The organism is Rufibacter sp. LB8 (genome assembly GCF_014876185.1).
Taxonomy (GTDB): domain Bacteria; phylum Bacteroidota; class Bacteroidia; order Cytophagales; family Hymenobacteraceae; genus Nibribacter.
Window position 1 is genome coordinate 446884 of the sequence record NZ_JADALJ010000001.1, and the last position, 13248, is coordinate 460131.

Here is a 13248-nt window from a genome sequence, read left to right on the forward strand (position 1 = left end):
TGCCTGACCCCAACCGGGTAGGCACCAACCACTATACTATTTTCTTATTACTGCTTTCAAGCTGTTTTAGGCGCTATTTCCAAAATACAGCCTGAAAACGGCCGCTTATACGCAACTATTCTTTTATGAACTATACCCTCACCATTGCCAGTGCCACCACGGTAAATGAAATTCCGGCGTACTGGACTACCCAGGACTATATTCAGCTGTTGGAGAAATTCAATTTCCCAGATGCCGGCACCGCCAGCCCAGACACCTTGCCTGAATTACTGGCCATGGCCATTACCGATTTTGAGCCCAATGAAGCGGCTGCCATTATCTTAGACTACAAACTGTCTGAGCACCTGACCGAAGGCCAGATTCAGCAGATTTCCAATGACATGCTGCTGGACAAAATCTCAGAGGAATACCCAGACATTACCCTGCACGCGCGCTTGTTCCATATCAACCAGCTGTTGTACAAGGCGTTCAACGGCAAATTCCCGAATGCCAAAGCCACGTGCATTGACTTCACGGCCACGCCTCAAGAGGCACAAGTAGAGGTGGTTCTCACCAAGGCAGGAGCGTTGCAGCTTTTACACCAAGGCTTGTCAGATAGCAATTTGATCAAGCGCCTGTTCCCCGACCAAATGGCGGGCACCGTTTCTTTCCCGGAGGCCGAAGGCATTGTCTGGGAACTGGAAAGCAAGGGCAACCATGCGTATACACTGCTGACTTCGGCGTACTGGCTAAGCAAGGAAGACCTGGTGGCCCAGAACTTTGAAGGCAGTTATGAACCCCTGGCCCAACCGCAGGAAGCCGTTTAAAGAAATTTAGCGGTTGTAGACCTTAAATCAAATTAAAACAACAGTGCCAGTAAGCTGCATGCGTCAGCGGCCTGGTAACACATAGTACACTTAAAACAAAACAAGATGTTAGGAAAAAACAGTAAGCAATTTGGGGTTTGGTTAGATTCAGTGCAGGCCACGGTGGTAGGTAGAAAAGACCTGGACTCCGGTGAATTTGTGGTCTTGGGTCAGGCCAAGAACGAAGGCCAGGGCAGCAATTCCAATGAAAACACGGCCCATAACGCTAAGCAGGGCTTGCAGCAAAAGTTCTTCAAGGAAATCTGTGCGCTCATGCAGAACGCCGAGGAAGTGCACGTAACGGGCACCGGCATCACGCAGGAGCAGTTCATGCACTTTTTAGCCAACACGGCCCAGTTCAAAAACACCCAAACCAAAGAAAGTACCTCGCAGCACATGGCAGATGAGAAACTGGTGCAATATGTCACGGCGCAGTTCAACTAGGTAGCCTTACTGGATTCATGTAGAAAGCGGCTTCTCTTAACAGGGAGGCCGCTTTTTTTGATATTATTTAGGATTTTCTTTCGTTTTTTTCACTTCCGGGGGGTTGCTTAAGCTGAAGAAAGGCAAGAATGTTTACCTTAGATTTTCAAGTAAGCGCACAACCAGTACCATATGACCACCACAGATCAAAAACAGGCGGTTTTCCAGGAAATAGAACAAACATTAAAGGGCCAGGGCTTCACCATTGTGAGCCAGGACCCGCACCGGCCTTGGGGAGGTTTTTTTGTGATGGCCGAAGACCAGGCGCAGAAATTTGCCGAGACCTATTTTGAGGGGCTGAACGTGGAAGGCCTGCGCATCTCCGGCAAACTGAGTCCCAAGATTTTGGTGGTGGCCCCAGAGAAACGCCTGTCCTGGCAATACCACCATCGCCGTGCCGAAATCTGGAAAGTGTTGCGTGGCCCGGTGGGTGTGGTGACCAGCGCTACTAATGTTGAAGGCGAATTACAGGAATTAGGGCCCGGAGCGTTGATCAGGCTGCAGCAGTCTGAGCGCCACCGCCTGGTGGGCCTGCGGGAATGGGGCGTTCTGGCCGAGATCTGGCAGCACACAGATGCCCATAATCCCTCTAATGAAGATGATATTGTGCGGGTGCAGGACGATTTCGGAAGGTAATATTCCTTAAAAATTTGAAAACACAGCGGGCGTTTTTGGCCTCATTTCTGGAAATGAGGCCAAAAACGCCCGCTGTGTTTAAAGGGCTGCACTTCCAAAAGGAATTGGTGCCTATTTTATTGAAAGCAACAGGTCACGTGCAGCTACCAAATGAGAGCATGTTTAAATTTCTCTTTTGCGCTACAAAAAGGCCGTAACAAGAACCTGCTTTTGCCTTTTTATCGTACTGTAGCGCTACTACGCTGCTCAAAAAACGCTTCCGCAGAACCTTATTCTGGCTATTTTCGCCAGCAAAAGAGAAATTTAAACAAGCTCTTAACAGAAAGCGCCAGGCTGGCTGGTGGCGGAGGCGTTTTTCTTCTTCTGCTGGTAGGGCAGGGCCGGTAAAGTCAGGAACGGTACGGTGCTGGCATAGGCCAACTCAGCAGAAACGCTTTTGTGGAAGAAGCCTTCCCAGAACGTGCGTTTTTCCAGGGCTACCGCCAATACTTCAGTGTGGTTCTTTTTCTGAAACGCTTGCACGCCTTTCAGTACCGTGTCGGCTTGCACCTGGGTTAGTTGGTAGGCGTGGCCCGCCAGCGTTTCCTCTATGTCTGTTACTACCTGCTGGTCAGACACTAAATCCAGTTCCTCTTCGGTTTTAATGTTCAGGACCTGAATGACCGCCGCCATGGGTTTGGCAAGCGCCAAGAGTTGCTGCAGGTAGGGCGCTTCGTCTTTCTCAAAATCTGAGGCGTAGGTAATGCTGTTAAACCCCTGAAACTGCACATTAGCCGGAATGGCCAACACAGGGCAGGGCACTTCTTCCATGACAATGCGGGTGTTGGTGCCAATCAGTTTGTCTAGGAACGTGCTGGCGCCTTTGGTACCCATCACCACCAAATCTACCTGGTGCTGCACCACCAATTTACTCAGGGTTTGGTACAGGGGCGCGGGCTCACAGATACACTCCACCTCAAATCTAAAGCCATGCTCCAACCTAATGGTGCGGGAGATTTTCTCCAACTCGCCTAAATAGCCTTCCTGTAGCAAAACCCCGGGTTGCACGGCATTGGGCTCCTCTGGCGTGGAAATGATCAATTCATGCAGCGCATGGAACAGAATAACCTTGCCTTTTACCACGCTGGCCATGTCAGAAGCATATTGAATGGCGTTCAAGGCGTTGGCAGAAAAATCGGTGGGGACCAGAATGGTGTTCATGACGTTGGACTTTAGGGTTTAGGAGTATCGAGTTTGTTTTGTTTTGCTTTCGGTTCAGGCCAGGGAAAAAGCCACGTTGCTGTTTTTCAATGCCTGGTTCTGTGGCCACCACTTAAATTGACGTAATGGTTTCGGGTTTTGCTGGTGTTTGGTTTGTACTGTTTGATGAAGCAAAGTTATGGAGGCCCAGACACTTATGAGATGACCTTGGTTGGGCCGGGATATGATCTTTGTCACTAAGAGAAAGACTGGTAACCAAAAGGTGACCCTTGGGGTAGCGCTTGAAAATCAATGGTTTACTACCTGGCATTTGGTCATTGACGCAACAGGTAGGCTCTTTTGGTGGGTTCTGGGCCTTTGGGTTGTACCTTTGTTTTTCGCAACGTTATCATGACCAGAAAACAATATATCCTCATCATCCTTATCCTGGGGGCGCTCAGCACCATCTCGCCCTTTTCCATTGACATGTACCTGCCGGGGTTTCCGGCCATTGCCCAGGACCTGAACACGTCCATTGCCACCATCCAACTGTCGTTGACCGCTTATTTTGTCGGTATTTCAGTGGGGCAGTTGCTCTACGGGCCTTTGCTGGACCGGTTCGGGCGGAAGTACCCGCTGTACGCCGGTCTGTTGGTGTACATCGTCGCCTCGGTGGGCTGTGCCTATGCAGATTCCCCGGACATGCTCATTGCCATGCGTTTTCTGCAGGCCATTGGCGGGTGCGCGGGCATGGTGGCGGCGCAGGCCCTGGTGCGTGATTTGTTTCCGGTCACCGAGACGGCCAAAGTGTTTTCCTGGCTTATTCTGGTCATTGCCGTGTCACCCATGATTGCCCCAACCGTGGGCGGGTACATGACGGCGGCGTTTGGGTGGCCCTCGGTTTTTCTGGCCCTGGGCGTGATTACGTTACTCATTATGGTGGGCGTGTATTTTGCCCTGCCCGAAGGCCGGAAAGGTGACCCCGGCATGTCATTGAAGCCAAAGGCGGTGTTGGGGAATTTTTCAAAGGTGCTGCAGAACCCGCAGTTTCTGGTGTTTACCTTGGTGGGCGGCATTGCTTCGGCGGCGCCGTACGCCTACATTGCCGGTTCCCCAGATGTGTTCATGAACATATACAAGGTGAGCGAGCAGGAGTACGGCTGGATTTTCGCGTTTCTGTCCATTGCCCTCATCGGCTCGCCGCAGTTGAACCACATTTTGCTCCGCCGGCTTTCCAGCGAACAAATTATCAACGTGGCTTTGGTTTACCAGATGGTGGTGGGGGCGGTGATGGTACTGGGCGTGTACAACGGGTGGTTCGGGAAAACCAGTTTGATTGCGGTGCTGTTCCTGTTCATGCTGGGACAGGGGCTCACGGCGCCCAACGCCTCGGCCTTGTCCATTGCGCCTTTCTCCAAATACGTGGGCAGCGCCTCTGCACTGGGCGGAAGTTTCAGGATGGGCATGGGCGCCCTAGTGTCTGCCGTGGTGAGTATGTTTCATAATGGCACCGCCCTGCCCATGGTGACCGTCATGACCCTGTGTACTTTGGTAGGCATTGTGCTGTACTTTCTGGGCCGGGGCTCTTCCAGAGCCTACACCAAAGCCGTGGAAGCCGGTACCGTGACGGAGGTGTAAAAAGAGAAGGATAGATTTTCCGTTTTCGGGCTCATTTCCAGAAATGAGCCCGAAAACGGAAACCGGCTCTATGGAAAGCAGGTACTGATGCGGAACAAAATTACTGTTTCATAGAAAGCTGCCAAGCTTTGACAGATGCTTCTAATTTGGCAGAGGTGGCCGCGGTAATATTTACCAAATAATAGGGAGGTTCCCCTTTTAGCATGCGCCAGCGCCAGTCCAGTTGGTCAATTGTTTGCTGTTGTCCATTGTCCATCCACCAGGCGGTGTAAAGGGTGTCTGTGCCGTTATTCAGGGTGGCAAGGTAAACAAGTTTATTAGCTACTACTTGTTGCTGCACATTGGTGAATTCATAGCCGCTGCCTTGCCAGCAGATAAACGGATGATGCTCTACCGTGTAAAATCTTCTGGTAGATTTTAAGTAAACAAGCATTTCCCCATTGGTCCATTTCTGCACATTGTTGGGCATGCTTTCTACGGTAAACCCAGCTTTGGTCTGAACCAATGGGCTAGCCTCTACTGTAGGCCTCGTCAAAACCTGATACCCCGCAAAAGTTAGGCCGGCCAGCAAAAAGAAGTTGAGAGCCAAGGCCGCCCTGGAAACTGAAGATGCCGGAGGCTGCTGTGGAAATAATTTGTGTTGTCTTTGACGCTTGGCAAGCCATTTCGCTACAGCATAAAACGGTACAACGGCATACACCAACAAGCAGAGCAACCCCATTATTTCATGCAGCGCGTCTTGGGGCATGATCTTGAATTGGACCAGGAGCACAATTCTAATGAGGTTGCTGGCTACATTGAGGAGTACCATGCATAAGAGCATCAAAATCAACTCCCACCACGCCCACCTGAATTGGTACTGTTTCTGAAATTGTGCCAAAACCGCCACCGCCAGCAAAAGGGAAAAAGAAAGCATGCTCAAACCTGCGCAGGCAGGGTCCACGGAGAATTCCTGACCGTTCAGCAGAATTAGGTTCCCTTGCGACGTCGCCGATTTGTAGAGCGGTGAAAGTAGCTGGGCCGCCCACCCTGACAACTTCAATCTAAGCGGGAAGCTCCAAATGTCAGTGACATACACAAAGATGGGTGAACTTACCAGCAACAACAGCAAAGGCAATCTCCCTGCTATGCCAAAGAGCGTCTGCGCCGCCACCCACCCCGCCAATAAGAAGGCTACATAAAAAATGGTATTTAATTTCAATATGGCGGTCAACCCAATAAAAACGGCAGTCAGGGTGATTATGACAGGTGGAACCGCTTGGCGCGGAGCATTTTGCGCTACCAGTGGTATTAATGCAAATGCCAGCAGAAACGGCAGATTCCATTGCAGATAATAGCGCAAGGTGATCCCAGCTACCAACAAGAAACCTGCCGCCAAAAGAAGTTTCAGCGGCACAGAATATTTGACAGGTGCTTTTAGTAGGAATTGCATCAGAAAAATCTAGGCTTGATGGCAGTGTAGAAAACTACGAGCACCACTAAAATAATCAAGGCCCATTCATGTGGTTCCGGCACCGCGCCTGACGATTTCATGGTGGCATTGCCCAGGGCGTCTTTGTTTTCTTCAATGCCAAACCGTTCATAGTCCTCCTGTTTCTCCAGCACTACCAAACTGGACAAAGGACTCACCACATTGGCTTGCGCAGCTTCGGCAATCAGGTTTTCCTCCAAATAGCCTTTCTTGAAATAATTAGGCCCAATTTGATGCAACAGGTGATTGTAGGCAAAGAGTCGCATTAAATGGTCTGGTGCTGTCGTTTGTGAGTTTATTGAAGTTTCCGTTCTCTTGATTTGGGTACCAGATGCTCCTAACACCACGGTATTGGCATCTGTTTGGTCAAGCACAAATTTTTGTCGTTTCAGCAAATGAACTATTTCATCTGTAGTGCCTTGGTCATACCGCAAGAGGCGGAGCTCCTTCAATGTTTTGATGTACGGCGTAAGGTCCTGGCCTAAATGGAAGAACCGCACGGGCTGCTGGTTTAGCGCCGATTTGGAAAACAGAGCCGAAAAACGACTCTCCTTTATATCTTGCAGATTGGGAGACACTCCATTGCCTTTGCTAATGATTAAAGCGTTTTCAGGGTCTTTTACTAAATGCAAAGGGAACAATGTGAAGTTAGACGTCCGCAGAGATGCTAGCAAAGCCTCTTTATTAAGGTTGGTCAGCTTAATCATTGAATCTTGGAAAACATACACGGGCTTGCCTTTCACAACCTCAACTATGGTAGCGATTTCTTCCTGTGTCCAGGCTTTGTTAATATCCAGGTATATGCGGGTGGGAGTGAAATCACTGTACTTTTTAACGTGGGCTTGCATGTGGTATTGGTTGCCCCTGAAATTAAAAGAAACGGGTGAGATTGGTGAAACCGGAAATTGCAATCGCCAATCTGGTTGATACTCCCCGAAGCGCTCGTACCGACCGTTTCCTTTGACTTTGTACTCAGAAGGAAGGTTTCGGCCGATGGCGTCATTGGGCAAACGGATCACTGTTGTTTCAGTGGCTTGGGAAGCAGAAGGTCCATCAAAGTAAATGTTTTGGTATTGCAATTGATTGCCCAGTACTTTCAATGGCGAGGTAATGCCTAATTTGAATTGCCTGTTCTCCTGCGGCGTGCAGGGGAAAACTCGTACACTCACTGTGTTGCCTTCCTGCCAATGCACCACAGATGGGTCGCGCACTTCTACGCCCACTATGGTATTGTAGGCGCTGTCGGCTTTGCTTTGGGTGGTGAGGTAGCCTTTCTCTTCCTTGCCATTTATCCAGAGTGACAGTGAGGTCACCACGCTGCCTACAGGCAAGTGAAAGGTGTATATGGCTTCTTCTTGTGACCATTCAACTGGCATGCTATTGTGCACGTTCAGGATTTTCTCTGTGTAGCTCATGCGGTATTCCGGGAAAATTTGTGCCTGGGTGATTACATTGCTGGTAGTGAGGTGCTGCCCACTCCATAACCGGTCAAGCGCTAAGTGACGTGCATCATACATGCTTTCCAGTATTTTGATGCGTTCCTCCGTTTGCAGTTCCGGCTTTTGAAAGAAACGAGTGGCCATCACTACCAAAGGGTCATGCTGAAGCGTTTCATCAAAGTTTCTGGTAGGCAAGTCAAACATGTCAAACCGTTCTGATGCCGTTTGGTACACTAGGTCAGATTTAATAATGCGTTCATACACGGGTGTCACAGGTATTTTTTGGGCTACAACCAACCACTTCGGCAAATCTTGCTGGTCCTGGGTTTGGTAATGGTTCAAGGTTTGGTTGATATGTGTACTTCCCTGGTACCAGAGAACAAGAAAAGTGATAGCCGCTAAAAGAGGCAGAAGAATGCCTGCCAAAAAAGTGCGTTGTAAGGCCAGGTCATGTTTGTACATCCTTCGGGCAGCGGTTACCAAGGCAAATACTGCACATACCGGAATAAATACATGAAGGCCCAAACCAAGCATAAGGGCTCCCACCAAACCAATAAGGTAGAAAGGGGCCAGATAAAAGGCAAAGTAACCGAAAGCCACCAGCCCTGTTCCCAGTAAGAAAATGACCACAAAGTTTAGGGCCCTTGGTATTAATTGCCTGAAGGAAAACCCAATCATACCTAATGAAACCAGTACCAGCCAGGCAGAAAACCAATCTACTGAGGGATAAAAAATGCGTATCTGCCGGTTCAAAGCAAAGTCACTGATCAGGCCTAGGACCAAAAACAGCATGAGGTATTCCAAGTATTGAAAACTCTTCTTGAACTTAAAAAGCTTATTGAAAACCAAGACCAGGAAATAACCACCCGCCAAGGCATACTGCAGCATGAAAATGCCTCCTTGGCCTTGCTGGCCATTCTGCAGTTGTTGCTCCTGAAAAAGGAACAATCCAAAGGAAAGGAGAATGCAAATCAATCCTGCCAGGAGTAACGATTTACGGTGTGGGTTCTGAGGGGAGATTTGCGTGCTTTTTTCAGTTAAAGCAGTTTCTAAGTCTACTTGCATGGGCTTTGGTTTATAAGTTAATCATGTTCAATTCAAGAGATTTGGAAGTCTTTGGATGGAATAGGTGAAAAGCTGGTATATAATCAGTAAAGTAAGGTTAAGGGAAGCATAATTTGTATTTGTAAAGTACTTTGAGTTTCAAAGTTAGTTTTACTTTTGTATGAATCAAGAGTTTCTGTAAATTTTTTACAGTAAAACTCATAATCGCTTTCTCGGGCCCAGCAAGCCAGCTTAGCCAGGCATGGGAAAAGGAAAGGCAACCCTTTAGCCTTTAACCTTCAGTACTTACATTTTTCTTCCTTACTTTCTTTCCGCAGTATTATCCCTTTCACAAGTAGAGGTCCTGACACGAAGTTGATGAAGGTTTCCGATTTCGGGCTCATTTCCAGAAATGAGCCCGAAATCGGAAAACCAATGCCTTTTCAATGCCAACAAATCCTACTGATTGGAGCTTGCAGAAATCACGTTCATATAAATTTTGTTAGTGATTACTGCTGTGAAGGTTTTCTTCCCTACTTTAGAAGTTCAAAATAGGCATTCCAAGTCATAAGCCTTTAAAACTGGACCGCTAACCCATTTATTACCATTTTACTTGCCAGATGCTACTCACTCCAGGCAGCGCCTTTCCTTGTACATCCTGCGGAGCCTCTTTGGTGTTCAGAACGGAGGAGTGTTTGGCCCTGAGTTGTATGACCTGCCAGACCATTGCTAGACGGGTAGAAGTGCAGGGAACCGGCTCAGCCAAAGCACCCCAGCCTAAGGAAGTGTTGAGCATCATTCAGGTGGGCACCACCGGTTATAACCAAGGCAGCAAGTTTGAGGTCATTGGGCGGCTGCAATATTTTTTCACCGAAGGGTACCGCAACCACTGGTTTATCTTATATGAAAATGGCACCACCGCTTGGTTGGGTGATTGGGCTGGTAGTTACAGTATATTTCAGCAAGGCGTTTATTCTGGCAAAGCGCTTATTAGTGGGTACACCGTTGGCGGGAAGGTAGAAATCTCTCAGGTGACCTTGCTGGTAGAAGTGAAAGACTTAATCCAGGAAATTTTCTGGGAAGGGGAGGTGCCCAACCATGGTTTGCAGGAAATTGGGCAGGCAGCAGTTGAACTGTACATGACAGACGGGCAAATGGGCTTGCTGCATGCTGTAAGCTCCGGAAAACCCATGGCTTATTACGGCAGATACTATGCGTTGCCGCAACTTCAACTTCAAAACGTGAGGGCGCACCATGAGTGGCTTTAAGAAAAACGGAATGGTCGCGCTTCCTGGGCCTTTGGTAAAAACGTGCCCCCAATGTCAGAAGGCCCTGCAGATAATCACCCATTTCCAGGCTAAAAATGTGGCTTGTCCGGCCTGCAACAGAGTTTTGGAAGTGCGGTCAGCTTCTCTTGAGGTGGTAAAATTCCAAAACAAAGGAAAGCACGAGCCTTTGTTGCCAATTGGGCAAAAAGGAAAGTTGAAAGATATTCCCTACACGGTGGTGGGGTTTCTGGTTAATAAAGAAAAGAATTTCAAATACTACTGGCGCGAATACATGTTGTTCAACGCCGTGCACGGGTACGCCTTCTTGTCTGAATATGACGGCCACTGGAATTACTTTACGTTAATCTCTGATTTTGCCAGAAGCACCTCCAGTATCAATGACCCATGCCATTATATGGGGCGTGAGTTCAGGCTGTTCCATAAATACGGCACTGAGGTTGTTTTTGCGCAAGGCGAATTTTTCTGGAAAATCTACGAAGACAAAAGCCGGCAGATAGAATACATTTCGCCGCCTTACATGCTGGCCCGATCCATCAGTGCAGAGGAGCAAACCTGGATGTTAGGTGAATACCTGGAGCCAGAAGAAATACAACAGGCCTTTGCCTTAGAGGCTGAAATGCCCCAGCAATATGACGTGGGTTCCATTGAGCCGTTCTCCCAGGATTTCTCCATTAAAAAAGTAGGGAAGATGGCTGGTATTGCAGCGGCTATTGTATGTGTGCTGCAGGTTCTATTCTTTTCCTTCCATCAAAACAAAGTGCTGTTGGAGGAACAGTACAGCTTGCCCTCAGATTCCTATATCCAGCCGCTGCCACCTGTCTCAAGCTCTGTGGTAGAGGTGACGTCTACCCTGGGCGGAGGTTCCAGCTTAGAGATGGAATTATATGCTCCCGTGAACAATTCCTGGCTGTCAGCGGGTGTGTCTTTGATGAACACCCAAACAGGCAAAGAATATTATATTGAGATAGGGGTTGAATATTACAGCGGCACCTCTGAAGGTGAAAATTGGTCAGAAGGAAGCCCTAGAACCTCAGAGATTCTATCGGCCATTCCAGCGGGCAAGTACCAGGTGTTGATTCAACCGTTCAGGGAAAGCGGGACGTACGGGAGTAATACACCAACTTGGTTTTCGCTCACCATCAGAAATGACGTACCTATTTGGTCTAATTTTCTGGTTTGTCTCCTGTTTCTAGGCGCCATACCCTTGGTGCAAGGCATACGCGCCTATTCTTTTGAGAGATCCAGGTGGATGAGCAGTGATTACAGCCCTTACGCTCAAGAATAACACGTCATGAGAAAAAGACTCAAACTTATTTTTTTAGGATACCTGGCGTTGGTGGTAGGCAGCTTTTCTTATGCCAGCTTTACCGGCACCAGGCTTTTAGGCGATGACGCCGAAGAATTTGAACCCAACGGCCCCGGCAGCCAATCGTCGGGCCGCGTACGTGTACACCGCTATTATCATAAATAAAACCTATGGAATCTTTAGTTAGCTACAAACTTATTTCGGCTTCGCTCATTTACTCGTTTATGGGCATAGCTATTCTGGTTTTCTCTTTCTGGCTCATTGAGATGATCACGCCGGAGAATATCTGGAAAGAGATTCTGGAGAAACAGAACATGGCCCTGGCCATCATTTTTGCGGCGTTCATTTTAGCCGTTGCCATCATCATTGGTGCCTCAGTACACGGTTAAGGATAAAACTACATGCGGGTAAATGTACAGGCCCTACTCCTCTTCTCAGTATTTGTGGTGGCTACGTGTGGGTTGGTGTATGAGTTGGTGGCTGGTACGTTGGCAAGTTACCTCCTGGGAGATTCTGTCACGCAGTTCTCCACCATTATTGGCGTGTACCTGTTTTCAATGGGTATTGGCAGCTACTTCTCAAAGTTCTTCCACAAGAACTTGGTGGCGTGGTTTATACAGGTAGAAGTGCTGGTGGCCTTGGTGGGCGGGTTCAGCTCTACCATTCTCTTTCTGCTCTTTGACCGCGTGGCTTCCTTTCAGATTGTGCTGTATATGCTGGTGTCTTTAACGGGTATTCTGGTAGGGCTGGAAATACCTTTGATCATGCGCATTCTGGAGCACCGTTATGAATTCAAAGACTTGGTTTCCAAGATTTTCACCTTTGATTACATTGGGGCATTATTGGCTTCAGTTATTTTTCCATTGGTGCTCATGCCGCATCTGGGTTTATTGCGCACGTCTTATTTCTTTGGGTTGTTGAATGCAGGCGTGGCCTTATGGCTGTGCTTTTACTTCACCAAAGAAATACGCGGCATCAATTATCTCAAGGTTTCCTGCGTGGTGTCTATTCTCTGTCTGCTGGCTGGTTTTGTGTTGAGCGACCGCATTTTGGCCTTTACGGAGAGCCTTACCTATTCAGATAAAATCATCCATTCTGTGCAGAGCCCATACCAGCGCATTGTGCTCACCAAAAATGACCGCGAGATCCGTCTTTTCCTGAATGGGAACCTGCAGTTCAGCTCAGCAGATGAATACCGCTACCATGAGGCCTTGGTCCACCCTGGTTTAAACTCAGTGCCCAATCCTAAGAAAGTGCTTGTGTTGGGCGGTGGCGACGGCTTTGCGGTACGGGAAGTTCTGAAATATGCTTCCGTAGAAAAAGTGGTGCTGGTAGATTTAGACAAAGCGGTCACAGATTTGTTTTCATCTTACCCTACGCTCACCGTTTTAAACCAGAAAGCCCTGCATTCCAAAAAAGTGACTATCATAAATGCAGATGCCTTTAAATGGCTGAAAGACCAGAACCAGGAACAGTTTGACTTTGTGGTCATTGACTTCCCAGACCCGGCCAACTATGCCATTGGCAAACTGTATTCCAACACGTTTTACAAGGTGTTAAGAGCAGCCATTAGGCCAGGCGGCGCCGTGGTGATTCAAGCCACGTCGCCATTTGTGGCTCCAAACGCCTATTGGTGCGTGGTGAATACCTTGGCCAGCTGCGGGTTTAAAACATTGCCGTACCATGCGCATGTCCCTTCTTTTGGGGATTGGGGCTTTGTGTTGGCCGCCCCTGATAAACCGGTGCAGGTAAACAGCCAATTCTTAGCGCAACTCAAATTTCTGGACAAACCCACCTTTGAGCAGATGCGCGTTTTCCCCAAAGACATGCCCGCCCGGCAGACAGAGGTGAACAAACTCAACAACCAAGCCTTGGTGCATTATTTTGAAGCGGAGTGGGCAAACTATCTGAATTAAGG

General features: G+C 48.4%; 12 protein-coding genes. 9 read left to right on the plus strand and 3 right to left on the minus strand.

What is annotated here, in order from left to right:
- Positions 1-125 precede the first annotated feature (125 nt).
- The 3 genes from IMY23_RS01800 to IMY23_RS01810 all read left to right on the plus strand — a co-directional run bounded on the left by IMY23_RS01800 (position 126) and on the right by IMY23_RS01810 (position 1964).
- On the plus strand, positions 126-806 hold the full coding sequence (locus tag IMY23_RS01800) for a hypothetical protein (protein WP_192820456.1): 681 nt from the start codon (positions 126-128) through the stop codon (positions 804-806).
- Positions 807-911: 105 nt separating this feature from the next.
- Positions 912-1289, plus strand: a complete 378-nt coding sequence (locus IMY23_RS01805) for a hypothetical protein (RefSeq protein WP_192820457.1) — start codon at positions 912-914, stop codon at positions 1287-1289.
- Between the two features lie 171 nt (positions 1290-1460).
- The gene (locus IMY23_RS01810) at positions 1461-1964 is read left to right on the plus strand and encodes a phosphoheptose isomerase (RefSeq protein WP_192820458.1); all 504 of its coding nucleotides are present in this window, start codon (positions 1461-1463) and stop codon (positions 1962-1964) included.
- Positions 1965-2279: 315 nt separating this feature from the next.
- Here the strand turns inward: IMY23_RS01810 and IMY23_RS01815 are convergent, their stop codons facing one another.
- Positions 2280-3164: a universal stress protein gene (locus IMY23_RS01815; protein WP_192820459.1), complete on the minus strand. Its 885-nt coding sequence runs from the start codon at positions 3162-3164 to the stop codon at positions 2280-2282.
- A 390-nt stretch (positions 3165-3554) separates the two neighbouring features.
- Between IMY23_RS01815 and IMY23_RS01820 the strand changes: the two genes are divergently transcribed.
- On the plus strand, positions 3555-4781 hold the full coding sequence (locus IMY23_RS01820) for a multidrug effflux MFS transporter (RefSeq protein WP_192820460.1): 1227 nt from the start codon (positions 3555-3557) through the stop codon (positions 4779-4781).
- A 100-nt stretch (positions 4782-4881) separates the two neighbouring features.
- Here the strand turns inward: IMY23_RS01820 and xrtN are convergent, their stop codons facing one another.
- On the minus strand, positions 4882-6213 hold the full coding sequence (gene xrtN, locus IMY23_RS01825; RefSeq protein WP_192820461.1) for an exosortase N: 1332 nt from the start codon (positions 6211-6213) through the stop codon (positions 4882-4884).
- Positions 6213-8756: an XrtN system VIT domain-containing protein gene (locus tag IMY23_RS01830; RefSeq protein WP_192820462.1), complete on the minus strand. Its 2544-nt coding sequence runs from the start codon at positions 8754-8756 to the stop codon at positions 6213-6215. Before IMY23_RS01830 ends, xrtN begins: the two co-directional genes overlap by 1 nt.
- Positions 8757-9430: 674 nt before the next feature.
- Here IMY23_RS01830 and IMY23_RS01835 point away from each other — a divergent pair.
- From IMY23_RS01835 to IMY23_RS01855, 5 genes are read left to right on the plus strand one after another with little or no spacing between them, the layout of a single operon-like run.
- Entirely contained in the window at positions 9431-10003 is a 573-nt protein-coding gene (locus IMY23_RS01835; RefSeq protein ID WP_192820463.1) for a hypothetical protein, read from the plus strand.
- Positions 10004-10013: 10 nt separating this feature from the next.
- Positions 10014-11309: a DUF4178 domain-containing protein gene (locus tag IMY23_RS01840; RefSeq protein WP_225986377.1), complete on the plus strand. Its 1296-nt coding sequence runs from the start codon at positions 10014-10016 to the stop codon at positions 11307-11309.
- Between the two features lie 6 nt (positions 11310-11315).
- Positions 11316-11495, plus strand: a complete 180-nt coding sequence (locus tag IMY23_RS01845; protein WP_192820465.1) for a hypothetical protein — start codon at positions 11316-11318, stop codon at positions 11493-11495.
- A 5-nt stretch (positions 11496-11500) separates the two neighbouring features.
- Positions 11501-11719: a DUF350 domain-containing protein gene (locus tag IMY23_RS01850; protein WP_192820466.1), complete on the plus strand. Its 219-nt coding sequence runs from the start codon at positions 11501-11503 to the stop codon at positions 11717-11719.
- A 12-nt stretch (positions 11720-11731) separates the two neighbouring features.
- Positions 11732-13246, plus strand: coding sequence for a polyamine aminopropyltransferase (locus IMY23_RS01855; RefSeq protein WP_192820467.1), 1515 nt, complete (start codon positions 11732-11734; stop codon positions 13244-13246).
- Positions 13247-13248: the final 2 nt, after the last annotated feature.

Excerpts from the sequence above, each read along its gene's own strand:
- IMY23_RS01800 (WP_192820456.1), top strand. The coding sequence starts at position 126 with ATGAACTATACCCTCACCATTGCCAGTGCCACCACGGTAAATGAAATT.
- IMY23_RS01805 (WP_192820457.1), top strand. The coding sequence starts at position 912 with ATGTTAGGAAAAAACAGTAAGCAATTTGGGGTTTGGTTAGATTCAGTG.
- IMY23_RS01810 (WP_192820458.1), top strand. The coding sequence starts at position 1,461 with ATGACCACCACAGATCAAAAACAGGCGGTTTTCCAGGAAATAGAACAA.
- IMY23_RS01815 (WP_192820459.1), bottom strand. The coding sequence starts at position 3,164 with ATGAACACCATTCTGGTCCCCACCGATTTTTCTGCCAACGCCTTGAAC.
- IMY23_RS01820 (WP_192820460.1), top strand. The coding sequence starts at position 3,555 with ATGACCAGAAAACAATATATCCTCATCATCCTTATCCTGGGGGCGCTC.
- xrtN (WP_192820461.1), bottom strand. The coding sequence starts at position 6,213 with ATGCAATTCCTACTAAAAGCACCTGTCAAATATTCTGTGCCGCTGAAA.
- IMY23_RS01830 (WP_192820462.1), bottom strand. The coding sequence starts at position 8,756 with ATGCAAGTAGACTTAGAAACTGCTTTAACTGAAAAAAGCACGCAAATC.
- IMY23_RS01840 (WP_225986377.1), top strand. The coding sequence starts at position 10,014 with ATGGTCGCGCTTCCTGGGCCTTTGGTAAAAACGTGCCCCCAATGTCAG.
- IMY23_RS01845 (WP_192820465.1), top strand. The coding sequence starts at position 11,316 with ATGAGAAAAAGACTCAAACTTATTTTTTTAGGATACCTGGCGTTGGTG.
- IMY23_RS01850 (WP_192820466.1), top strand. The coding sequence starts at position 11,501 with ATGGAATCTTTAGTTAGCTACAAACTTATTTCGGCTTCGCTCATTTAC.
- IMY23_RS01855 (WP_192820467.1), top strand. The coding sequence starts at position 11,732 with ATGCGGGTAAATGTACAGGCCCTACTCCTCTTCTCAGTATTTGTGGTG.